This window comes from Belnapia rosea, from assembly GCF_900101615.1.
GTDB classification, from domain to species: Bacteria; Pseudomonadota; Alphaproteobacteria; order Acetobacterales; family Acetobacteraceae; genus Belnapia; species Belnapia rosea.
The window spans coordinates 117,042-139,032 of the sequence record NZ_FMZX01000001.1 but is presented as its reverse complement, the minus strand read 5'-3'; the positions used below and the strand labels follow the sequence as shown (position 1 = coordinate 139,032).

Annotated in this window: 25 protein-coding genes; 12 read left to right on the top strand and 13 right to left on the bottom strand. The window is 72.0% G+C overall.

Annotation, left to right across the window (positions count from 1 at the left end; all coding sequences use genetic code 11):
* Positions 1–35: 35 nt before the first annotated feature.
* From corA to BLR02_RS00670, 3 genes are all read left to right on the top strand, one after another.
* Positions 36–1,022 carry a magnesium/cobalt transporter CorA gene (gene corA, locus BLR02_RS00680; protein ID WP_090560476.1) on the top strand — a complete coding sequence of 329 codons (987 nt, stop codon included), beginning with the start codon at positions 36–38 and terminating at the stop codon, positions 1,020–1,022.
* On the top strand, positions 1,013–1,711 hold the full coding sequence (locus BLR02_RS00675; protein WP_143018003.1) for a hypothetical protein: 699 nt from the start codon (positions 1,013–1,015) through the stop codon (positions 1,709–1,711). The genes corA and BLR02_RS00675 overlap by 10 nt, the downstream gene beginning before the upstream one ends.
* A gap of 138 nt (positions 1,712–1,849) precedes the next feature.
* Entirely contained in the window at positions 1,850–2,815 is a 966-nt protein-coding gene (locus BLR02_RS00670) for an acetamidase/formamidase family protein (RefSeq protein ID WP_090659523.1), read from the top strand.
* 1 nt (position 2,816) lies between these two features.
* On the opposite strand, the gene BLR02_RS00665 is transcribed toward BLR02_RS00670, so the two are convergent.
* The 4 genes from BLR02_RS00665 to BLR02_RS00650 all read right to left on the bottom strand — a co-directional run bounded on the left by BLR02_RS00665 (position 2,817) and on the right by BLR02_RS00650 (position 6,700).
* Positions 2,817–3,662 (bottom strand): SDR family NAD(P)-dependent oxidoreductase, encoded by an 846-nt coding sequence (locus BLR02_RS00665; protein ID WP_090659520.1) that lies wholly within the window; start codon positions 3,660–3,662, stop codon positions 2,817–2,819.
* A complete protein-coding gene (locus tag BLR02_RS00660; RefSeq protein WP_090560472.1) occupies positions 3,662–4,768 on the bottom strand; it encodes an SDR family oxidoreductase in 1,107 nt (368 codons plus the stop codon). The genes BLR02_RS00665 and BLR02_RS00660 overlap by 1 nt, the downstream gene beginning before the upstream one ends.
* 67 nt (positions 4,769–4,835) lie before the next feature.
* Complete coding sequence (locus BLR02_RS00655; protein WP_090659517.1) at positions 4,836–5,567, bottom strand: superoxide dismutase; 732 nt, start codon at positions 5,565–5,567, stop codon at positions 4,836–4,838.
* Positions 5,568–5,629: 62 nt separating this feature from the next.
* On the bottom strand, positions 5,630–6,700 hold the full coding sequence (locus BLR02_RS00650) for an ABC transporter ATP-binding protein (protein ID WP_176849311.1): 1,071 nt from the start codon (positions 6,698–6,700) through the stop codon (positions 5,630–5,632).
* Between the two features lie 122 nt (positions 6,701–6,822).
* Between BLR02_RS00650 and BLR02_RS00645 the strand changes: the two genes are divergently transcribed.
* From BLR02_RS00645 to BLR02_RS00625, 5 genes are all read left to right on the top strand, one after another.
* Complete coding sequence (locus BLR02_RS00645; RefSeq protein WP_090560469.1) at positions 6,823–7,170, top strand: DUF883 family protein; 348 nt, start codon at positions 6,823–6,825, stop codon at positions 7,168–7,170.
* A 6-nt stretch (positions 7,171–7,176) separates the two neighbouring features.
* Entirely contained in the window at positions 7,177–7,611 is a 435-nt protein-coding gene (locus tag BLR02_RS00640; protein ID WP_090560468.1) for a phage holin family protein, read from the top strand.
* Between the two features lie 106 nt (positions 7,612–7,717).
* Positions 7,718–7,975: a hypothetical protein gene (locus BLR02_RS00635; RefSeq protein WP_090560467.1), complete on the top strand. Its 258-nt coding sequence runs from the start codon at positions 7,718–7,720 to the stop codon at positions 7,973–7,975.
* Complete coding sequence (locus BLR02_RS00630) at positions 7,972–8,265, top strand: GNAT family N-acetyltransferase (RefSeq protein WP_090659511.1); 294 nt, start codon at positions 7,972–7,974, stop codon at positions 8,263–8,265. Before BLR02_RS00635 ends, BLR02_RS00630 begins: the two co-directional genes overlap by 4 nt.
* Positions 8,262–8,777: a hypothetical protein gene (locus BLR02_RS00625; RefSeq protein WP_143018001.1), complete on the top strand. Its 516-nt coding sequence runs from the start codon at positions 8,262–8,264 to the stop codon at positions 8,775–8,777. The genes BLR02_RS00630 and BLR02_RS00625 overlap by 4 nt, the downstream gene beginning before the upstream one ends.
* Here BLR02_RS00625 and BLR02_RS00620 read toward each other — a convergent pair.
* The 5 genes from BLR02_RS00620 to BLR02_RS00600 are packed head-to-tail and all read right to left on the bottom strand — an operon-like array spanning position 8,774 to position 13,365.
* Complete coding sequence (locus BLR02_RS00620; protein ID WP_176849310.1) at positions 8,774–9,898, bottom strand: serine hydrolase domain-containing protein; 1,125 nt, start codon at positions 9,896–9,898, stop codon at positions 8,774–8,776. The two genes, BLR02_RS00625 and BLR02_RS00620, sit on opposite strands and share 4 nt — an antisense overlap.
* A gap of 54 nt (positions 9,899–9,952) precedes the next feature.
* Positions 9,953–10,909 (bottom strand): Bug family tripartite tricarboxylate transporter substrate binding protein, encoded by a 957-nt coding sequence (locus tag BLR02_RS00615; RefSeq protein ID WP_090659503.1) that lies wholly within the window; start codon positions 10,907–10,909, stop codon positions 9,953–9,955.
* Entirely contained in the window at positions 10,909–11,406 is a 498-nt protein-coding gene (locus tag BLR02_RS00610) for a DUF934 domain-containing protein (RefSeq protein ID WP_090659500.1), read from the bottom strand. Before BLR02_RS00610 ends, BLR02_RS00615 begins: the two co-directional genes overlap by 1 nt.
* Positions 11,393–13,060: a nitrite/sulfite reductase gene (locus BLR02_RS00605; protein WP_090659497.1), complete on the bottom strand. Its 1,668-nt coding sequence runs from the start codon at positions 13,058–13,060 to the stop codon at positions 11,393–11,395. The genes BLR02_RS00610 and BLR02_RS00605 overlap by 14 nt, the downstream gene beginning before the upstream one ends.
* 2 nt (positions 13,061–13,062) lie before the next feature.
* Positions 13,063–13,365, bottom strand: coding sequence for a DUF2849 domain-containing protein (locus tag BLR02_RS00600; RefSeq protein ID WP_090560460.1), 303 nt, complete (start codon positions 13,363–13,365; stop codon positions 13,063–13,065).
* A 168-nt stretch (positions 13,366–13,533) separates the two neighbouring features.
* On the opposite strand from BLR02_RS00600, the gene BLR02_RS00595 reads away from it, so the two are divergent.
* Positions 13,534–14,655 carry a YbfB/YjiJ family MFS transporter gene (locus BLR02_RS00595; protein WP_090659493.1) on the top strand — a complete coding sequence of 374 codons (1,122 nt, stop codon included), beginning with the start codon at positions 13,534–13,536 and terminating at the stop codon, positions 14,653–14,655.
* Positions 14,656–14,784: 129 nt separating this feature from the next.
* Positions 14,785–16,755 carry a DUF4139 domain-containing protein gene (locus BLR02_RS00590; protein ID WP_090659490.1) on the top strand — a complete coding sequence of 657 codons (1,971 nt, stop codon included), beginning with the start codon at positions 14,785–14,787 and terminating at the stop codon, positions 16,753–16,755.
* 99 nt (positions 16,756–16,854) lie between these two features.
* Here BLR02_RS00590 and BLR02_RS00585 read toward each other — a convergent pair whose 3' ends face one another.
* The 4 genes from BLR02_RS00585 to BLR02_RS00570 form a co-directional block, all read right to left on the bottom strand.
* Positions 16,855–17,322: a cupin domain-containing protein gene (locus BLR02_RS00585; RefSeq protein ID WP_090560457.1), complete on the bottom strand. Its 468-nt coding sequence runs from the start codon at positions 17,320–17,322 to the stop codon at positions 16,855–16,857.
* A 224-nt stretch (positions 17,323–17,546) separates the two neighbouring features.
* Positions 17,547–18,527 carry a Bug family tripartite tricarboxylate transporter substrate binding protein gene (locus BLR02_RS00580; RefSeq protein ID WP_090659487.1) on the bottom strand — a complete coding sequence of 327 codons (981 nt, stop codon included), beginning with the start codon at positions 18,525–18,527 and terminating at the stop codon, positions 17,547–17,549.
* Positions 18,524–19,510, bottom strand: a complete 987-nt coding sequence (locus tag BLR02_RS00575; RefSeq protein WP_090659484.1) for an NAD(P)-dependent oxidoreductase — start codon at positions 19,508–19,510, stop codon at positions 18,524–18,526. The genes BLR02_RS00580 and BLR02_RS00575 overlap by 4 nt, the downstream gene beginning before the upstream one ends.
* On the bottom strand, positions 19,510–20,295 hold the full coding sequence (locus BLR02_RS00570) for a class II aldolase/adducin family protein (RefSeq protein ID WP_090659481.1): 786 nt from the start codon (positions 20,293–20,295) through the stop codon (positions 19,510–19,512). The genes BLR02_RS00575 and BLR02_RS00570 overlap by 1 nt, the downstream gene beginning before the upstream one ends.
* Positions 20,296–20,417: 122 nt before the next feature.
* Here BLR02_RS00570 and BLR02_RS00565 point away from each other — a divergent pair, with 122 nt between their 5' ends.
* Positions 20,418–21,395, top strand: a complete 978-nt coding sequence (locus BLR02_RS00565; protein ID WP_090659478.1) for an aldo/keto reductase — start codon at positions 20,418–20,420, stop codon at positions 21,393–21,395.
* 143 nt (positions 21,396–21,538) lie between these two features.
* Positions 21,539–21,967 carry a helix-turn-helix domain-containing protein gene (locus BLR02_RS00560; protein ID WP_176952652.1) on the top strand — a complete coding sequence of 143 codons (429 nt, stop codon included), beginning with the start codon at positions 21,539–21,541 and terminating at the stop codon, positions 21,965–21,967.
* Positions 21,968–21,991: the final 24 nt, after the last annotated feature.

Here is a 21,991-nt window from a genome sequence, read left to right as displayed (position 1 = left end):
AGAAGCCCGAGGCCCGACCGGCCGGGGGACCCATCATGCTGACCACCTATTCCGTCGAGGCCGGCCAGCTCGTCGTGCGCGAGGGGGCGCAGGCCACCGAGACATTGGGCCGCGCCGTCTGGATCGACCTGCTGACCCCGACCCAGGAGGAGGAGCGGCAGGTCCAGGCCGCGCTGCGCCTCGAGATCCCGACGCGGGAGGAGATGCAGGAGATCGAAAGCTCCTCCCGCCTCTACCGCGAGGAGGATGCGCTCTTCCTCACCGCGCCCTTCCTCTACGGCGTGGAGGGCGGCGAGCTTGGCTCGACCGCCATCACCTTCGTCCTCGGCAACTCGGCGCTGGTGACGGTGCGCTACGCGACGCCGAAGGCCTTCGCGGTCTTTTCCGCCCGCTGCCAGCGCACGCCGGTGCAGCTGCTGACGACGCCGGACGGGGTGATGCTGCACCTGTTCGAGCAGGTGGTGGACCGGCTGGCCGACATCCTCGAGCGCATCGCGGCCGAGATGGACCGTGCGAGCCAGGCCGCCTTCCGCACCGCCAAGGCCAAGGTCAAGGCGACCACCAAGGATGCCGACCTGAAGGACGCGCTCATCACCCTCGGCCAGGTGGGCGAGGTGACGACGCGGGCGAGCGAGACGCTGCTCGGCCTGTCGCGCATCCTCACCTTCCTCACCGCCGAGAAGGCGACGGCGGTGCGGCGCGAGAACCAGCCGCTGATCAAGACGCTGGTGCGCGACGTGCGATCGCTCGTCGAGCATGCGAATTTCCTGAACAGCAAGGCAAACTTCCTGCTCGACGCGGTGCTCGGCATCATCAATGTCGAGCAGAACGCCATCATCAAGACCTTCACCGTGGCCTCGGTGGCGCTGATGCCGCCGACGCTGATCGCCAGCATCTACGGCATGAACTTCCAGGTGATGCCGGAGCTCACCTGGAAGTTCGGCTACCCGATGGCGCTGGTGGTGATGATAGTCTCGGCGGTGCTGCCGATCCTCTACTTCAAGCGGAAGGGATGGCTCTGATTCCTGGCCGCGTCCGGTTGGCGGCGGCGCTCCTCGCCGTCGCGGCGGGGGCGGCGCGGGCGGAGGAGGTGCCGCCCTGCCCCGCCGGCGCGCCCGAGATCCGCATGACGGTGACGGACCCGGAGCCGGTGATCAGCCGGGCGCTCGGCATCGACGCGCTGCATGGCGAGACGGGGCTGCCGCGCAGCCCGCTGCTGCACCACCTGGCGCTCACCACCTCCCGCGTCGAATGGAGGAGCGAGATCGACACCCGCTACCGCAGCGGCACGGGCGGGGTCTGCGCCCGGCCGGCACGGGTTGCCCTCGCCCTGGTGCAGAACGAGCACCTGGTGCGGATCGCCGGCGAGATCCCCCGCGGTGGCTGCCTCTGGCGCGAGGTGCTGGCCCATGAGCGGCGGCATGTGGCGGTGAACCGGCGCACGCTGCGGGCCGCGGCGGCGCAGGCGCGGGCCGCGGCAACGGGCTGGGCGGTGCGGGCCGAGGGGCGCGGGGCGACGCTCGACGAGGCCATGGCCGGGCTGCAGGAGGGGTTGCGGCACGCCATCGAGCCGGCGCTGGCCGCGATGCGCGACGCGCGCGAGCAGGCCCATGCACGGATCGACAGCCAGGCGGAATACGAGCGCCTGGGCGAGGTCTGCCCGGCCGACCAGCGGCGGCTGCGGGAGGTGTTCCGGGCGGCAGTACGTTGAGCGGCGCGGCGATGCTCCCTCAGGCGCGACCCTTGCGTTGCGCCTCTGTCCCTGCACCATGGGCGCCATTCTGTCGTGTGATTCACGCCTCCGGCCGTTCCAGCCTTCGGCGATCACGCTCCATGGGAGGATTCCGGCTTGCCTGCGACCCATCACATCGAACCGACGCTCGAGACTATCCGCTGGGGCGGGTTCGACGCGGCCTTCCCGCCGGTGAAGACCGTCGATCCGGGCGACCTCGTCATCCTCGAATGCGTCTCGGGCGCCCCCGACGTGATGCCGCCGGCGGGCAGCGGCCTCGCCATCCCGCCGCGCCTGGCGGCGATCCATGCCGCGGCGCCGCCACGCCATGGCCCGCATATCCTCACCGGCCCGGTCGCGGTGCGGGGCGCCGAGCCGGGGGATTGCCTCCGCGTCGATATCGAGCGGATCGACCTCGGCTGCGACTGGGGCTTCTGCGCCTTCCGGCCGCTGGCGGGGACCTTGCCGGAGGACTTCCCCTACAAGCGGGTGCTCCACATCCCGGTCGACCGCGAGGCGATGACCTGCCGCGTGCCGGTCGGCCCCGGCGTCACCATCCCGCTCTCGCCCTTCTTCGGGGTGATGGGCGTCGCGGGGCCGGAGGAATGGGGCACCATCTCCACCAAGGAGCCGCGGGCGCATGGTGGCAACCTCGACAACAAGGAAATCGGCGCGGGAGCGACGCTGTTCCTCCCGGTCTTCACCCCCGGCGCCAACTTCTCGGCCGGCGACGGGCATGGCGTGCAGGGCGATGGCGAGGTCTGCATCAATGCGCTCGAGATCTGCCTGACCGGGCATTTCCGCCTCAACCTCGAGAAGGGCGGCGGGGCGAAGGACCCGGTGCTGCGCTTCCCGCGCGCCGAGACGCCGACGCACTACATAAGCATGGGCATGCACGAGGATCTCGACCTCGCCATGAAGCAGGCGCTGCGCGAGATGATCGCCTTCATCGTCTCGCGCACCAACCTCTCGTCAGCGGACGCCTACCAGCTCTGCTCGCTCGCCGTCGATTTCCATGTGACGCAGACGGTCAACGGCGAGAAGGGCGTGCATGGCATGCTGAAGAAGGGGCTCTTCTTCTGAGTCAGCCGCCCCTGACGAAGGCGGCGAAGGCCTCGGCATAGTCCGGGTGCCAGCGTGACAAGGGCGGGCGGTTCTCGACGATATCGCCCGCCGACCAGAGGATGCGGCGCTCGTCCAGGGCCCGCGGCACGTCGTTGTCGGGGCAGAGGATGTAGAAGTCGCCGGCCTCCAGCCGCTCCAGCATGAAATCCACCGTCTGCTCCGGCGTCCAGGCGGCGGCGGGCTTCTCCGCGCGGCCCTTGGCGGTGAGGCCGGTGAAGACGAAGCCGGGGATCAGCAGATGGGCGCCGATCCGGCAGCCCGGCGTGTTGCGCAGCTCGTGCTGCAGCGCCTCGGTGAAGGCGCGGACGCCGGATTTGGCGACATTGTAGGCCGGGTCGCCGGGCGGCGTGGTGATGCCCTGCTTCGAGCCGGTATTGATGACGAGGCCGGGGCGGCCACGCGCGATCATGCCGGGGACGAAGACCTGGCTGCCATGGATGATCCCCCAGAGATTGGTGCGCAGGATGCGCTCCCAGTTCTCCGCCGGTCCGAGGATGGTGCTGCCGGGCTGGATGCCGGCATTGTTCATCAGCACATCCGTCCCGCCGAAGCGGGCGCGCACCGCGGCCTCCAGCGCGGCGACCTGGTCCGGGTCCCCGACATCCGCCTGGTGCGTCATCACCTCGGCGCCGGGGGCGGCGGCCACGATGGCCTCCGCCGCCGCGCCCAGGCGGTCCTCGCCGAGATCGGCGAGGACGATGCGGAGGCCGGCCTGGGCGAAGCGCGTCGCCGCGGCGAGGCCGATGCCGGCGGCGCCGCCGGTGACCACCGCCACGGCGCCGGGCACCAGGGCCGGATGCGGCATCAGAAGAAGCCGCCGACGCGGCGCTGGGCCTCGCGCGCCAGGCGACGCATCGGACGCTGGCCGGGGATGAGGACGCGGCCGCCACCCATCCGCCGCGCGGCGGTGGCGCCGAGCACCAGGGCACCGATGCCGGCCAGCGCCGCCGCCGTCATCACCGGGTGGAGCTGGGCCTCAAGGAAGAGGCTGGTCTTCCGCACCGGGGCGACGGGGCGGGTCAGGCTCTTCTCGGTGCCGTCCTCGCGGGGCTGGTAGAGGTTGTCGGCGCGGCTCGCCTTCGGGCGCTTGTCGGTGACCTGGGCGGGGTAGCCGATCGCCTCCATCACCAGGTCGGTGGCGCGGGGGAAGAGCGCGCCCATCAGCGCGATGGCATGGCCGCCGAAGCCCACCACGATCTCCCGCTTGCGGTGCGCGCAGGCATGCAGGATGGCGCGGGCGACGAGGGCCGGCTCATAGGCGGGGGGCGGGACGCGGACGCCGGGGCTGTCGAGGTAGTTGCGGGCATGGTCCTGGAAGCCGGTCTCGATGCCCGAGGGCTTGATGAGGGTGACGCTGATCGGCGCGCCGCTCCGCTCCAGCTCCATCCGCAGCGCGTCGGTGAAGGCGCGGACGGCATGCTTGGTGGCGGAATAGGGGCCCTGCAGCATCATCGCCCGGTCCGACAGCACGCTGCCGATATTGACGATGGCGCCGCCGCCGCGCTGGCGCAGGGCGCGGGCGGCGATGGTGCTGCCATGGACGACGCCCCAGTAATTCGTCTCGAACAGGCGGTGGTGGTCGGCCAGCGGCACCTTCTCGATCTCGCCATAGATCGAGGTGCCGGCATCGTTCACCCAGGAGTCGAAGCCGCCGAAGACGCTCTCGACCTTGCGGGCCGCGGCCTCCAGCTCCTCGAGCTTGCCGACATCGGCGACGGCATAGTCAGCGCGGGCGCCGCGGTTGCGGAGATCCTGGACGATCTGCTCCATCGCCTCGCCGTTGCGGGCGATGAGGAAGACGCGGGCACCGGCCTGGGCGGCGGCGCGGGCGGTGGCGAGGCCGATGCCGGAGCTGGCGCCGGTGATGACGATGGTCTGCTGGTTGAGCGGCTTCAGCCGGAGCTGCGGCATGGGGGGGACCTCGGGGGTTGTTGGGGGAGTGCGGGGTCAACCGCCCTCCCCCTCACCCGGTTCCCGGCTAGATCGTCAGCGTACCGGCCTTGGCGGCGGCGTAGCGGGCGGCGACCTTCTCCCAGTCGACGACATTCCACCAGGCTTCGAGATAGGCCGGGCGGCGGTTCTGGTACTTCAGGTAGTAGGCGTGCTCCCAGACATCGTTGCCGAGGAGGACGCGGCCGCCATCCATCAGCGGCGTATCCTGGTTGGGCCGGCTGGCCAGCGCCAGCTTGCCGCCGCCATCCACGGTGACGAAGACCCAGCCCGAGCCGAAGACGCGGGCGCCGGCACCGTTGAAATCCGCCCGCAGCTTGTCGAGCCCGCCGAGGTCGCGGGTGATGGCGGCGGCGAGGTCGCCCGATGGGGCACCGCCCTTCCCGCCCATCACGCCCCAGAACATCGTGTGGTTGACATGGCCGCCGCCATTGTTGCGGAGCGCGGTGCGGATGCCCTCGGGCATCTCGCCGAGCTTCGCCAGGATCTGCTCGATCGGCATGGCGGCGATCTGGCCGTGGTCCTTCACCGCCGCGTTGAGGTTGGCGACATAGGCGGCGTGGTGCCGGCCATGGTGGATCTCCATGGTCTGGGCGTCGATATGCGGCTCATTGGCATTGGGCGCATAGGGCAGCGGCGGCAGGGTGAAGGGGCCGGAGGCGGCCGGCGCCGCCTGGGACCAGGCGCGGGGGGCGGCGAAGACGCTCGCCAGGGCGGCGGTACCGAACAGGGCGGTGCGGCGGCTCAGCAGTGCGGACATGGGCGCTCTCCTCATTGTTGCGGGGGGCAGATGGGGCTCCCTGCGGGCGAACCAAGGCGGCATCACCGCAATGCCCGGTAGGCAAAGGCCGCGTAGGGGTCCCAGGCGACGGAGGCCGGGCCGCCGGGGACGGGCATGCGGCTGCCGGGCGGGCGGCGGGCGACCAGCATGCCGCCCTCCCCTAATTCGAGCAGCAGGCGGACATGGTCGCCGAGGAAGACGGTGTCGCGCAGCGCGGCCGGCAGCGCCCCCTCGCCCATCTCCTCCGCCGGCAGGGCGGCGACGGCGACGCGGTCGGGGCGGATGGCGACGATGCAGCGGCTGCCCGGCCCGCCGGCATCGGCGACGCGCGCCTCCACCAGCGGGCCGCAATCGAGGCGGATGCCGCATTCGCTCTCCTCCCGCCATTCCACCGTGCCGGGCAGCCGGTTGTTCTCGCCGAGCAGGCCGGCGATGAAGGCGGTGGCGGGTTCCTCGTAGAGGGCGCGTGGCGCGGCGCATTGGGCGATGCTGCCCTCCTCCAGCACGGCGATGCGGTCGGCGAGCGCCATCGCCTCCTCCCCTTCGCGCGTCGCCAGCAGCACGGTGAGGCCGCGGGCGCGGAACAGCCGGCGCAGCTCGAAGGCAAGCGCCCGGCGCGGGGCGGGATCGAGGCCGGCGAAGGGGTCGTCGAGCAGCAGGATCGGCTGCTCCGGGGCGAGCGCGCGGGCGAAGGCGGCGCGAAGCTGGGGCAGCGGGCCGAGCTGGTCGGCGCGACGGCCCTCCAGCCCGTCGAGCCCGAGGGCGGTGAGCGCGCGGGCGATGCGCGCCGGCCTGTCGCGGGCGGCGATGTCGAAGCCCGGCAGGGGCTGGCCGACCGCCTCCTGCAGGGTACGGCGCGGCGGCATGCCGGGTTCGAAGGCCGAGAGGCCGCGGCGCGGCGCGGCGAGCGGGGCGAGGTCGCGCCCGGCGAGCAGCATCCGCCCGGCATCGGGCCGCTCGGTGCCGGCCAGCAGGCGGAGCAGCATCGACTTGCCGGCGCCGGCCGGTGCCAGCAACGCCAGGGTTTCGCCCCGTGCGAGATCGAAGCTGACATCCTGCAACCCGGCAGCGGATTTCCGCACCCCCTCGAAGCGCAACAGCGGTGCATCCATCAGTCGCTCTCCCGATGGCGGAGGCATCGCCGGGCAGGACGCCGGTGTCAACGCGAAGGCGGAACCCATGGCCGGCAGGCCGCGTTGCTGCGGCAAGTTTCCACCTCGCAAGGAGCGATACGATGTCTGCAGCCAACGACATGTCCAACGACGCCCGCCGCCTCAAGGAGCAGGCCGCCGCCTCGGCCGACCGGGTCACGACGGATGCGCAGGAAGAGCTGGCGAAGCTGCGCGCCCAGGTGGAGCGCCTGATGCAGGAGCGCGTCACCCCGGCCCTGGCCGGCGCTGCCGACCAGGTGCAGGACTACGCGACCCGCGCCCGCGAGGCGGTCGAGGATCGCGCCGATGCGCTGTCCGACACGGTGCGCGAGAAGCCGCTGATGGCGGTCGCGATCGCGGCCGTCGGCGGCTACCTGATCGGCCGGCTGATGGGTGGCAACACCTACGTCTATCCGCGCGATCGGCACTAAGTACCGATGCGCCTGTTCAGCCTCCTGCGCCTTGCGGCGCAGGCCGAGTCGCTGCGATGGCGGCGGACCGGCCGCGGCGTCGCCATCCAGGCGGCGCTCGGCGCTGCGGCAGCCGTCTTCGGGCTGATGCTGCTGGTGATGCTGCATGTCGCGGCGCTGATCTGGCTGGCGGACGGGCGCAGCGGCACCTCGGCGGCATTGATCGTCGCCGGCGTCGATCTGGTGATCGCCGCGGTGCTGGGCTGGCTGGCCGCGCGGCATGCGGAGGATCCGATCCAGGTCGAGGCGCAGCGGGTGCGGGACGATGCGCTGCGGCAGGTGGGTGATACCGCCTCCCGTGCCATGGTGCTGGCGCCGCTGCTGCGCAGCCGCAGTGCCAAGAAGGGGCTGATCGGGGCGGCCGTGACCGCGGCCGTGGTCGGCTTCATCGCCAAGCGGTGACGGAATGGCGGCCGGGCCGATCAAGGCCCGGTCGCCGCGTCATCGGTATCGATCCCCCGCCCTCCTGGCGCGTTCGGCCAGTAACAGGCAGCGAGGGGATGGCGGCATGGACCGCGAGCTTCACCATCATCTGACGACATTGCTGGACGGGTTGCGCCCGTTGCTGGCCATGGCCGAACGCGATGGCGTGCCGGGCCAGGCGGCGGCGCGGCTGCGCATGGCTGCGGCCGAGATCGAGGAGGCGCTGGAGCCGGGCACGCTCCGCCGGCGCGCCGATGACGAGCGCGCCGTGGACGCGGCCAATGACGAGGCGATCCGCCGCGGTGAGCGCGAGCGTGGCGCCTGGGGGATCGACGAGGCATGAGGCCGGCCGGGGACAGGTCCGTCGAGGACAATGCCGCGGAAGGGCGCTTCGAGATGGCGGTCGGCGATGCGCTCGCCTTCATCGCCTATCGGCGGGAGGGCGGCAGCGTCGCGCTCCTCCATACCGAGGTGCCGGAGACGCTGGAGGGCCAGGGCATCGGCTCGGCGCTGGTGCGGGGCACACTGGACCGCTTGCGGGCGGAGGGAAAAAACGTCGTCCCGCTCTGCAGCTTCGTCGTGCGCTTCGTCGAGCGGCATCCCGAATACGGGGACATGATCGTCGGGAGATGAGCGGGATGCGGGGCCTGGCGCTGGCGCTGGCCCTGGCCCTGCCGGCGATCGCGGCACGGGCGCAGGATGCCGCCTGCACGGCGCCGGCGGCGGCGCAGGTGCTGGAGTGGCGCAGCGCGGTTCTCGGATTGCGGATGCGCTATCCGGCGAGCTTCCCGCTCGAGGCCACGGGTCCGGACACGGCGCGGTTCGTCAGCCTCGACGGGCAGGCCAGCGCAACCGTCACGGCGATCGCCAACGGGTTGGGGCAAAGCCTCGCCGAGGTGATGCGCGAGGCGCGGCAGGACATCATCGAGAACAGCGGCGGAGAGATCACCTATACCCGGACAACGCCGAGTTGGTTCGTCCTTTCCGGGTACATGGCTGGCCGGATCTTCTACCGGCGCAGCCTGGTATCGGCGGATGGCGGGATGATCGGCACGCTCTGGGTGGAATTCCCGCGCGCCTTGAAGCCCTGCTTCGAGGCGGCGGTGACCACCATGTCCCTCTCCTTCCGCGAGTGGCCTCGCTAGTCCGGCAGGATGGCGGCGTGGGCGAGACTGCTCAGCACATCCATGCGCTGGTTGTGGAACACCTCCGTCTGGCGGCAATTCGAGAAGAAGGCGAATGAGGTGCCGCTCGTCGGGTCCGCCCAGCAATAGGAGGAGCCGACGCCGCCATGGCCGAAGGTGCGTGGGTGGGCGATGGTGCCGAGGCCGCGCGCGACGGGCGTCTCGCCGCGCGAGTGGGGGCCGAGGCCACGATGCATCGGGATGCCCATATAGTCGTCGATGCGATCGCCGGTGAAATTGCGCGTCACGAACTCGATCATGCGCGGGGAGAAGAGGCGGGTGCCGTTCAGCGCGCCGCCGCCGGCGAGCATCTGGTAGAAGGCCGCCATGCCGCGCGCCGTGCCGTAGCCGCCGCCGCCCGGAATGCCGGCGGCATGATGGGCGGAGGTGTTCTCCGCGGCGCGGGGGACGAAGGCGCCATCCTGCTTCGGGTCGTAGATCTCGGCGGCGCGGGGGAGCTGGGCATCCTCCATGCCGATGACGACGTCATCCCCGAGGCCAAGCGGGGCCAGGATCCGCTCCTGGATGAAGGCGCGGAAGTCCTGGCCGGTGATGGCCTCGATCAGCACCGCCGAAACCCAGTGCGCGGCGGCCGGGTGGTACTGCACGCGGCTGCCGGGGGTCCATTCCAGGGTGAAGGCGCTGACGGTCTGGCGCAGCAGGGCATGGTCGGCCCAGCAGGCTTCCGGCACCACCGCCGAGGGGAAGCCGCCCTGATGGGTGAGGAGCTGCAGGATGGTGATGTCGCCCTTCCCGTTCGCCGCGAATTCCGGGACATGCAGGGCGATGGGGTCGGAGAAGCGCAGCCTCCCCTCCTCCGCCAGCAGCCAGAGCGCCGAGGCGGTGACGACCTTGGTGTTGGAATACATCAGGAAGAGGCTGTCGGCCGTGGCGGGCGTGCCGAGCCGCGCCTCGCCGAAATGGCGGAAGAGGGCGAGCTTGCCATGGCGGGCGACGGCCACCTGGGCGCCGGGGTGATGGCCCTCGGCGATATGCCGCTCGATGACGGCGCAGAGCCGGGCGAGCGGGCGCGGGTCGAGGTTCAGCGCCTCGGGGTGGGATTCGGTCAGCGGGAAGGCCATGGACATGCTCCCTCGGTTATTTCCGAGGGAGCCTAGCACCGCCGGACCGCGATGCTAGTCGGGCTGGATGCGGGCGCGGCGGATGGTCTCGGCCCAGCGGCTGGCATCGGCGCGGATGAGGGTGCCGAGGGCGTCGGGACTCTCGTTCACCGGCTCGAGGCCGAGGGCGGCGAGGCGCTCGGCGACCTCGGGCCGTGCCACGACCTGGCCGATCGCCGTGTTCAGCCGGGCGATGATGGCGGGGTCGGTGCCGCGGGGGGCGACGATGCCGTGCCAGCCCACCGCCTCGCCGCCGGTCATGCCGGCTTCCGCGAGGGTCGGCACCTCGGGCAGGCCCGGTGCCCGCGTGGCGGAGGAGACGAAGAGGCCGCGCAGGCGCCCGGCGCGGACATGGTCCGTCACCGCGCCGATATTGATCATCACCCCCTGCAGGCTGCCGCCGAGCAGGTCGTTCACCGCCAGCGCGCCGCCGCGATAGGGCACATGGGTCCAGCGCATCTCGGCCGCCGCCTGGATCTGCTCGCCGAGGAGATGGGCGAGGCTGCCATTGCCCGGCGTGCCGACCGCGACAGGGCCGCGGCGGGTGGCGCCGACGAAATCCTGGAGACTCGTCGCGCTGCTATCGGCGCGGACGACCAGGATCTGCGGCACGCGGACGGCACGCGCCACCGGGGCGAAACCCTCGACCGGGTCGAAGCCGAGATGCGGGAAGAGGGTGCGGTTGATGGAGAGGCTGTCGGAGCCGGCGAGCAGCGTATAGCCGTCGTGCCTGGCGCGGGATGCCGCCTCGTAGCCGATATTGCTGCCGGCGCCGGGCTGGTTCTCCACCACGACATTCTGCCCCAGCGCCTCGGTCAGGTGCCGGGCGAGCAGGCGGGCGACGATGTCCTGGCTGCCGCCGGCGGCGACCGGGACGATGATGCGGATGCTGCGCTCGGCCGGCCATGCCTGGGCGAAGGCCGGGGTTGCGAAGCTCGCGGCGGCGAGGGCGAGGAGGCTGCGGCGGTGCATCAGGCGAGTTCCAGTTTGCGGCGGAGCAGGGAAAGCGGGCGGTCCGGCGTCTGCGCCGCCTGGTAGGCGATGCGGATGGCGTCGCGGGAGCGCGCCCAGGTGGCGGGGTCGGTGCCCTCCGCGACCTCGATGGTGCTCACGCCGCAGCGGAGCAGCATGGCGTACTGGTCGGGGAGGACGTGGCCGGTCGCGCGGACCTCGCCGGTGAAGCCGTGATGCTCGCGCAGGGCCCGGATCTGGGTGAAGGCGCGGCCGTCCTTCGACTTCGGCAGGCGCACCGCGACCAGGGCGAGGCGGTCGAGGAAGGGGGCGATCTCCTCCGGCTGCGCCTCGGGCGGCAGGGCGACGCCGAGTGGCGCGTTGCGGCCGGCGAGCGTGGCGGCCTCGGCGCGCAGGCGGGCGAGGCTGACGATCGCGGGGCCGTCGGGCAGCGGCGCCTCGTCCTCGACGAGGCTCCAGGCATCGGGGCGGAGCTCGCCGGCTTCAAGCAGGGGCATAGAGGGCGTCCTTGAAGGGCGTGGCGCCAAGGCGGCGATAGGTGTCGATGAAGCGCTCGCCCGGGGCGCGATGGGCGATGTAGGTGGTGATGAGGGTCTCCACCGCGTCGACGACCGTGTCGTAGGAGAAGGCGGGGCCGATCAGGTCGCCGATGGCGGCGTCGTTGGTCGCCGAGCCGCCGAGGGTGATCTGGTAGACCTCCTCCCCACGCTTATCGACGCCGAGGATGCCGATATGGGCCACGTGGTGGTGGCCGCAGGCATTGATGCAACCGGAGATGTTGATGAAGCACTCACCGATGTCGTGCTGGCGGTCGAGCGAGGCGAAGCGCTCGCTGATGCGCTGGGCGATGGGGATGCTGCGGGCCGTCGCCAGCGCGCAGTAGTCCATGCCCGGGCAGGCGATGATGTCGCTGATCAGGCCAATATTCGGCGTCGCCAGGCCGGCGGCGCGGAGGCCCTCCCAGAGCGCGTACAGGTCCTCCTGCCGGACATGCGGCAGGACCAGGTTCTGCACATGGGTGACGCGGATCTCGCCGAAGGAGTGGCGCTCGGCGAGGTCGGCGATGGCCTCCATCTGCTCGGCGCTGGCATCGCCGGGGATGCCGCCGATCGGCTTCAGCGAGATGGTGACGGAGGCGTAGCCCGGCTGCCTGTGCGCCCGAACGCTGGCCGAGGCCCATTGGCGGAATTCGGGATCGTCGGGGAGCGACTGGTCCTCGAGCGCGGCAAACGGGGGCGGGGCGAAATGCGCGGCGATGGCGGCGACGACCTCCGGATCGAGCCGGTACTTGTCGCGCGGCATGCGCTCATACTCGCGCTCGACCATCTGCGCGAACTCGTCGCCGAGGTCGCGGACCAGGATCTTAATGCGGGCCTTGTAGATGTTGTCGCGCTGGCCGAGCGCGTTATACACGCGCAGCACGGCTTCCATATAGGCGAGGAACTCGGCCTCCGGCACCCAGTCGCGCAGCTTGCGGGCGATGATGGGGGTGCGGCCGAGACCGCCGCCGGCATGGATCTCGAAGCCGACCTCGCCGCGCTCGTTGCGCTTGGCCAGCACGCCGACATCATGCACCTGCGCCGCGACGCGGTCGTTCGGGCTGCCGGTGATGGCGATCTTGAACTTGCGCGGCAGCCAGGTGAATTCCGGGTGCAGCGTCGACCACTGGCGCAGGATCTCGGCATAGATGCGCGGGTCCACCACCTCATCCGGCGTGGCGCCGGCATATTCGTCGGTCGTGGTGTTGCGGATGCAGTTGCCGCTGGTCTGGATGGCATGCATGTCCACCTCGGCGAGCGCCTCGAGCATCGCCGGCACGTCCTCCAGCTTCGTCCAGTTGAACTGGATGTTCTGGCGGGTGGTGAAATGGCCGAAGCCGCGGTCCCAGCGGCGGGCGATGGCGCCGAGTTGGCGGAGCTGCGCGCTGTTCAGCAGGCCGTAGGGGATCGCCACGCGCAGCATGTAGGCGTGGAGCTGGAGGTAGAGGCCGTTCATCAGCCGCAGCGGCTTGAACTCGTCCTCGGTCAGCTCGCCCGCGAGGCGGCGCTCGATCTGGCCGCGGAATTCCACGATCCGCTCGCGGATGAACTCGCGGTCGATCTCGTCATAGCGGTAGGTGCGGGCATGGGGCGGGTAGGTCAGGGCGTTCATGCTCAGGCGGCCTCGGCTGCGACGCTTGGCCCCTGCACGCGCAGGCGCTCGCGGAATTTCAGGGGCGTGGGGCCGTCGAGGGCCACATCCACGGCATAGACGCCGACGACCTGCTGGTCCCGCTCGCCCTGGCGGGCGAGATCGAGGCCGGATTCGGCGGCCTCCGGCGCGAAGGGCGTGGTTTCGGCGATGTGCTCGGCCCAGCGGCCCTCGGTGCCGAGCCAGACCACGCGGCCATCCCGCAGGCGGTTGGCGGTGAAGACCACGGGAGCGGTGGCGGGGCGGGCCTTCGCCTTGGTGCTCATCGGGTAATATCCTGCGGGGCGGGTGATTGCCTGCTATTTAACGACCGTCAGTGTGGGCAACAAGACCCCCTCACCTGATTGCGTGATATCTACCCGCCAGATTTCACTACAGATTTTCGTATTTCAAGCGGCATCGCCCCAGGCGCCAGCGGCGCCTAGGCTGGCACGGTGCAGCCCTTCCTCCGCCCCGCCCTGGCCGGCGCCGCAGCCACCGCTTCCGGCAACGGGCTGGCGCGCTTCGCCTATGTGCCGCTCTTCCCCGCCATGGTGACGGCGGGCTGGGTCGATGGCGGGCAGGCGGGGGCGCTCGGGGCGGCGGCGCTGCTCGGCTACCTGATCGGCACGCTCGGCGGCCGGCCGGTGGCGCGGCGGCTCGGCGTGCCCGGCCTGCTCGATTGCGGCATGGGGCTGGTGGTGCTGGCGCTCGCGGCCTGCGCCTGGAATGGCGGCTTCGCCTGGTTCCTGCTCTGGCGGACGCTGGCCGGGATCGGCGGCGGGCTGCTGATGGCGCTGGCCGGTCCCGCCACCCAGGCCTCCGTGCCGCCGGCGCGGCGCGGGGCGGCGGGCGGCGTGGTGATCGCAGGCGTCGGGCTCGGCATCGCCACCGGGGCGGTCGCCGTGCCGGCGCTGCTGCCGGGCGGCCTCCCGGCGACCTGGCTCGGGCTGGCGGGGCTGGTGGTGGCGCTCTGGGCCTTCGCCCATCCGCGCTGGCCGCGCATGGCGCTGACCGGCGAGGCGGCGGAGGCACCCCCCCGCGCCCGGCTGCTGATCGCCACCTATGGGCTGCATGGGGCGGGGATGGTGCCGCCCATGGTCTATCTGGCCGATCTGGCGGCGCGTGGGCGGGGCCTCGGCCTTGGCATTGGCGCGGCGGTCTGGCTGGTCTTCGGCCTGGCCGGGGTGGCGGGGGGCATCCTCTCCGGGCGGGTGACGGACCGGATCGGCGGGCGGCCGGCGCTCCGCCTCTGGCTGCTGGTGCAGGCGGTGGCGCTGGCGCTCACCCTGCCGCCCTGGCCCGCCCTGGTGCTGCCGGCCGCGGCGGCGGCGGGCTTCGCCGCGATCGGGGTGACGACGGTGACGCTGACCGTCTGCCGCGAGCTGGCGGGGCCACGGGCAACCGGGCTCTGGGTGCGCTGCACGGCCGGATTCGCGGTGACGCAGACGCTGGTGGGCTTCGGCCTCGCCGCCCTCTTCGCCGCGACGGGCGAGAGCCACCTGGCGGTCTTCGCCATGGGGCTCGGCTTCTCGCTGGCGGCCTTCGGCGGGGCGGTGGGGCTCGCCAGAGCATGATCGTCGCAGGCTGGAACGGCCGGAGACGTGAATCATGCGACGAAACAATAAGCTAGGCCATGCTCCGCGATCCAGTGATCGTGGAGCATGGCTTAGGATGCCGGCCGACTGAACCGACGGGGACCGCCCATGCGCCGCGCCTTGCTGCTCGCCTTCTGCTTCGCCCTCCCTGCCTGGGCGGAGGAGCTGCCGGTCAGGGCGGTGACCCTCTCCAATGCCGGCCTCGCCGAGATCGAGCGTGCCGGGCGGCTGGAGGCGGGGGCGGGCATCACCTTCCGCGTCCCGCTCGAGGATGTGGATGACGTGCTGAAGAGCCTCGTGCTGCGCGACCCGCTGGGCGTGGTGGAGGGGTTGCGCCTGCCGGCGCAGGAGATCGAGGCGGAGGCCTTCCGTGGCCTGCCGCTGCGGCCGGGCGATTTCGAGAACCGCGCCAGCCTGCTGCGCGCCCTGCGCGGCCAGGTGGTGGAGGCGGGCGGCAGCACGGGCCGGCTGGCCGATGCCGAGGAGGCCGAGGGCGGCCTGCGCGTCTCGCTGCTGACCGAGCGCGGGCTGCGCCTTCTGCTGTTGCGCGAGGGCGAGGAGGTGCGGTTGGCCGATGCCGGCCTCGCCGCCCGCATCGCCCGCGCGGCCGAGGCGCTGGCGGCCTCGCGCGCGGCGGATGAGCGGAGCATCGAGATCCGCCTGCGCGCCGATGCGGCGCGGGAGGTCGCCTTCGCCACCGTCACCGGCGCACCGCTGTGGAAGCCCTCCTACAGGCTCTTCCTGCCGGAAGCGGCGGGCGAGGCGCGGCTGCAGGGCTGGGCCGTGGTGGAGAACCGCTCCGGCGCCGATTGGGAGGGGGTGCGGCTCTCGCTCGTCTCCGGCAATCCGGCGGCCTATCGCCAGGCGCTCTACACGCCGATCCGGATCGAGCGGCCGGAGCTGCCGGTGCGCGGCGCCGAGCAGGTGCAGGTGGCCGCCGATACTGGCGCCCGGCCGCCGCCGCCCGCGCCGATGGCCACCATGCCGGCGCCCGCCGGGCGGGCGATGCGGCTGGAGGCGGCCCCCTCCCCCGCACCGGCGCCGGTTGCGGCGGTGCCGCAGGCGGTGGCCGAGAGCGTGGCGGGGAGCGTTGCCTTCACCCTGCCCGCCCCCGTCTCGATCCGCGGCGGGGAGACGGCAAACCTGCCCTTCCTCGATGCGCGGCTCCAGGCCGAGCGGGTCTGGTGGGTGCAGGATCTCGGGGCGCGCAACCCGTTGAGCGCGGTCCGGCTCGACAATGCCGGCGGGGCGACGCTGCCGGACGGGCTCGCCGCCGTCTTCGATGCGGCGGGCGGCTATCGCGGCGATGCGGAGCTGCGGGCGGTGCTGCCGGGCGAGCGGCGGCTGCTGGCCTTCGCGCGCGACCGGGACGTGCTGCTCTCCTCCGCGGCCGCGAATGCCGAGCGGCCGGCAGGGGTGGAGCTGCGGCGGGGCGTCGTCCTGCTCATCGCGCTGCGGCGGGAGGAGGTGGCGCTGGCGGTCGAGCCGCGCGGCGCGCGCGGGCGGCTGGTGGTGGACCTGCCGCGGCGCATCGGGGCGCGGCCGCTCTTCCCGGTCGTGGCGGAGGGGGATTTCGGCCTGCGGACGGAGACGATGCTGGAGGGCGCGCCGGTGACGCTGCGCTTCGCCTGGGAGCGGGAGGGGCGGAGCGAGGTGCCGATCATCGACCCCGGCCTCGGCGACCCGGTGCTGCTGCGCTGGCGGGAGATGGATGTGGAGGCGAGCCTGCGCCGCCTGCCCGGCGGGCCGGGCAGCCTCGAGACGCTGCGGGCGGTGCTGGAGCGGCTGCCCGCCGATGCGCCGGGGCGGCCGGGGCTGGAGGCGGTGGTGGCCGGGCTCGGCGAGTCACGCCGGCTGCTGGACGTGGCGCGCGGCGCCATCCGGCAATATGCCGTGGCGGAGGCGGCGCTGGGCCGCGCCCGCGCCGCCGCCGAGGACCGCAGCGGCGCCGAGCGGGAGGAAGCGCGGCGGCGGCTCAACGCCGCGAGCCTCGCCGCCGAGCAATCCGGAGCCGCGGCCGATGCCGCCTGGGAGGCCTGGCAGCGGCAGGTGGCGGAGGTGCTGGGACGGACGGGCTAGGTCCCGCCAGCGGCCTGATTGTCCTGTCGTTCGTGGGCATCCGGCATTGCCGGCGATCGAACAGGCTGTCCTGCCGCAGGCTGCCCTGCGCTGGTTGGGCTATCGAGGGGCGCCTTCCATGGCGTCGACGGGCTCCTCGAAGGCGATGAACAGCACGCAAGCTTCGGCCGAACGGCAGGCCGCGCTATGCGGGAGCCGAGCCGGGCCGAAAGCGTATGTGCCGGGCCGCATCACAACCGCGTCCTGCCCATCGAACTCCACCAGCAACTCGCCCGCGATCAGGACCATGCGCTCCGCGGAATTGTGCCAGTGGCGCTCGGCTTTGCTGTTGCCGGGCAGCCGGAAGAACACATCCGCATTGTGCTTCGCCGGATCGCCGTGCAGGACGGCGATCTGGCAGCCCGATGGCATGAAGCTCGGGCACGGCCCCCATTGCAGGCCGGGTCCCGCAAGGTCGCGGGTGATGGCCCGCTCGGCCGGCTGGGCCGGTGCGGATGACGGCGTCAGCGCGGCAAGCCCGGCGCCTGTCAGCACCATGGCGAGCCCCTTCGTAATATGGTCCTTCATCTGGGCCGATCCTCCCGTTCCCTTGGCGGCCGAGGGGGGGCCTGAGCCGCAGCGCGAGCCTAGGAGCTTCCGTGCCGGGGTGACATCAAACTCTGCCGGCACCTGAGGCCGAACAGGACAGCCGGCGTTCCGAGATGTTCGTGGATGGTGCGATGGCGGCCCAGATGTTCATGCGCTGGTCGTGCCCAGGGCGCTTCCGTTCGCATCCGCTCACGGAATCCGCCCTATTCGGCCTTGATGCCAGTGGCGGGGATCACCTCCGCCCAGAGCTTGATCTCGCGTGCCAGCCGGTCGCGCAGCGCCGCCGCGTCGCCCGGCATGATCACGACGCCCTGCGGCACGACGCGGCTGGCGAGGGCCGGGTCCGCGAGGCTGGCGCGAAGCGCGGCGTGGAGGCGCGCCTGCACCTCGGGCGGCGTGCCGGGCGGGACGAAGAGGCCCTGCCAGAGCACGCCGGCGCAGCCGGGGAAGCTTTCCGCCACCGATGGCAGGTCGGGCAGGCTGGCCAGCCGCTCCTCCGAGGAGATGGCGACAAGGCGGATGATGCCCTCCTTCACCAGCGGCTCCGCATCGAGCGGCGAGGCGTAGAAGACCTGGATGCGGTTGGCGCGCAGGTCGATAAGCGCCGGGCCGGCGCCGCGATAGGGCACATGCTCGAAGCGGGCGCCGGATTTCAGCATCAGCAGCTCGGTCAGCAGGTGGTTCACCGAGCCGCTGCCGGAGCTGCCGTAGTTCAGCTTGCCGGGATTGGCCCTGGCATAGTCGATCAGCCCCTTGAAGTCCTGCACCGGGACCGAGCTGTGCACCGCCAGGGCGAAGGGGGTGTAATAGACCTCGCCCACGGGCTGCAGCTCCCGCATCGGGTCGCGCGGCGTGAGGCCGGGCTGCAGCGCCAGGTTGATCGCCAAGCTGTTGGTGCCGATCAGCAGCGTGTAGCCGTCCGGCCGGGCCTGGGCAACGGCGGTGGAGGCGATGGAGGTCGCGCCGCCGCTGCGGTTCTCGACGACGACGGTCTGGCCAAGCTCCCGCCCCAGCCGCTCCGCGATCATCCGCACCATGACATCGGTGAGGCCGCCGGGGGCGTAGCCGATCAGCAGCGAGAGCGGGCGGTTCGGATACGCCGGCTGGGCCAGGGCGGGCGCGGGCATGGCGAGGAGCGACCCCGCCTGGAGGAGGCGGCGCCGGGTCGTGGCGATCTGAATCATCGGGTGGGTTTTTCCCCTTGGGACTCGGCGGCCCAGCGCCGCAGGTTGTCGCAGAAAATCGCGGCGACGCGCTCGGCCAGGCCCTCCCCGGCGGCGGCGCTGTGGGGCGAGACGATGACGTTGGGAAGGTCCCAGAAGGCGCTCCCGGACGGCAGCGGCTCCTCGGTGAAGACGTCGAGGAAGGCACCGGCGAGGTCGCCGGAGCGCAGCGCGGCAAGCAATGCCGCCTCGTCCGCCACGCCGCCGCGGGAGACGTTCACCAGTCCGGCGCCGGGAGGCAGCAGGGCAAGGGCGGCGGCGTCGATCAGGTTGCGGGTGGTCTCGGTGAGCGGGCAGGCGAGTATCAGCCAATGGGCACGGGGCAGCCAGCCCGGCAGGGCCGCATAGGACGCGGCCTCGGCGAAATGCGGCGGCGGCGGGGCCGTGCCGTCGCGGCGGATGCCGATGGGGGTGAGGCCGAAGGCGGCGGCGAGGCGGGCGATCTCCTGGCCGATCGGGCCGGTGCCGACGATCAGCGCCGTCTGGCTGGCGAGGTCGGGCGGCTCGCCCTCCCCGTAGATCGGCTCCCAGGCATGGCGGGCCTGGGCCTCCATCACCCGCGGCAGGCGGCGGGCCAGCGCGAGCAGGCCGGCGATGGCGGCCTGCGCCACGGCCGGGGCGCTGGCACCGCTGGCGCCGACCACCTCGATCCCCCGCGCGCGCATCGCCTGGTAGGGCGCCATGTCGGTGCCGGCGGAGAAGGTCTGCACGCGCCGCAGGTCGGGCGCCGCGAGGATCAGCGCGACGAAACGCTGGAAGCGTTCGGTGAGGCGGAAGCGGGTGCCGCCGAGGAAGAGGTCGCGGGAGACGAAGGCCATCCCGATGCCCGCGGTATCGGGCAAGGGGCCCTCGGGGGCGACGGGGACGAGCTCCACCCCCGGCAGGGCGGCGCGGATGCGCCCGCCGTGCCGGGCCTCGGCGACGTCGGAGAGGAGGACGCGCATCAGTCCCGGTAGCTGGGGTCGATGCGGTCGAGCTTGCGGAGCAGCGCCGGCCAGTCGAGCAGGCCGAAGGGCCGGCGGACATGCGGCTGGTAGTTCATGTAGGTCTTCTCGACGATGTCGGGCGGCACCTGGATCATCGGGCTGTTGCAGGACATCGCCGCGATCTGCGTCCTGCAGGAGAGTTCGAGCCGGTGCAGCGCGTTGAAGGCCTCGGGGATGGTGGTGCCGACGGTCAGCAGGCCGTGGTTGCGGAGGATCATCGCGTTGTTGTCGCCGAGGTCGCGCACCAGCCGCTCCTGCTCGGAGAGGTCGAGCACCACGCCGTTGAAGTCGTGGTAGCTGACCTTGGCGAAGCGCATGCTGGTCTGGGTGTTCGGCAGCAGGCCGCATTCGAGCGTCGAGACCGCCATGCCGGCCCAGGTATGGGTATGGGCGACGCAGGCGAGGTCGTGGCGCGCCTTGTGGATCGCCGAGTGGATGACGAAGCCGGCGCGGTTCACGCCGTAATCCTGGCCGGGGAATTCCGGCTTCAGCAGGATGTTGCCGTCGTAATCGACCTTCATGAGCGAGGAGGCGGTGATCTCCTCGTAGAGCAGGCCATAGGCGTTGATGAGGAAGGCATCCTCGCCCGGGACGCGGACGGAGACGTGGTTCGCGATCAGGTCGCTCATCTGGTAGAGGTCGACCAGGCGGTAGCAGGCGGCGAGGTCGATGCGGGCCTGCCACTCCTCCGGGCTGACCTTATGGCGCAGCGAGGGGATGCGGTATTCCGTGCTGTCGAGCATCGTTCTTCCTTTCCTGGACGCGGCCGCCATCCCGCACCCGATCGGCCGCTTTGTCCAGACACCGGCGGAACCCGGGCGGGCGCGGGCCGCTGCTGCCGCGGCACAGCGCAGGAGAGAGCCGCATGACCGGGACCCGATTCAAGCCGCCGGGGCCGCTCGGCTATGGTGGCGCGCCGCTCGGCAACATGTTCGCCGCGGTGGACGAGGCGACGGCGCGGGGCGCGCTGGAGGCGGCCTGGGAGGGCGGCATCCGCTATTTCGACACGGCGCCGCATTACGGCTCGGGCCTGTCGGAACATCGCTTCGGCGAGGTGTTGCGCGACCGGCCGCGGGAGGAGTTCGTGCTCTCGACCAAGGTCGGGCGGCTGCTGCGGCCGGATGCGGCGCGGCCGGAGAACCCGCCCTTCGTGCATGGCCTGCCCTTCCGGGTGGCGCTCGACTATTCCTATGACGGCACGCTGCGCAGCATCGAGGACAGCCTGCAGCGGCTCGGCCTCGACCGGATCGACATCGCCTTCATCCATGACATCGCCGAGGATGCCCTGGGCGCGCGCTGGACGACGGTTTTCGACGAGGCCATGGCCGGCGCGGCGCGGGCGCTGATCCGGCTGCGGGAGGAGGGCGTGATCCGGGGCTGGGGGCTCGGCGTGAACCGCGTCGAGGCCTGCGAGCGGGCGCTCGCCATGTCGGACCCGGATGTCTTCCTGCTGGCGGGGCGCTATTCCCTGCTGAACACGCCGGCGCTCGGCTCGCTCTTTCCGGCCTGCGCCGGGCGTGGCGTGCATGTCGTCATCGGCGGGCCGTATAATTCCGGGCTGCTGGCGGGCGGCCGGCACTACGAATATGCCGAGGCGCCGCCCGAGATGGTGGCGAAGCGCGACCGGATGGCGGCGATCGCCGCGACGCATGGCACCGACCTGCGGGCGGCGGCGCTGCAATTCTGCGCGGCGCATCCGGTGGTGGCGGCGGTGATCCCCGGGGCGAAATCGGCCGGGCGGGTACAGGAAAACCTCGCGCTCATGGCGCAACCGGTCCCGGCCGGTTTCTGGCAGTCCTTGCAGGCCGAGGGGCTGCTTCCGGCAGGGGCGCCGACACCCTGAAAAAAACCGCGGCAGTTCGGCCCTCGCGCCCGGATTTTGGCGACATTATCATGCCATTATGGTTCGTTATCGAAATCAAGCGTCTATACAACCTGCGATGGAAACATTACGATCTGCCCGACACTGACGGTAGCCTGAGAACAATGCCGCGAACCGCCGCCATGCCGCCCTCGCCCCTGCCGCTCGGGACCCTTCCGGCGAATGCTGTGCTGGTCGAGCCCATCCACCTGCGGCTGAAGCAGGCCCGGGTGGAGGCCGGCGTCACGCTGGCGCAGATGGGCCTGGCGCTCGGCGTCAGCCCGCAGCAGGTGCTGAAATACGAGCGCGGGCAGAACCGGCTCTGCGCCGACCGGCTGCCGGTCTGGGCGGCGCTCTGCGGCGTCTCGGTCGAGGAGCTGCTGGGCGATGCCGGGCGCCACGCGCTGACGTTCTTCGCGGGGGATGGGGTGATGAGCCTGGTGCAGGCCTTCACCGCCATCTCCGACCCCGGCGTGCGCCAGGCCCTGATCGAGACGGCGCGGGCGCTCGCCATCGCCGACCGGCAGCGGCGCGAACGCCCGGCTGCCGTATAGGGCAACTTCCCCCGCATCGGCTCG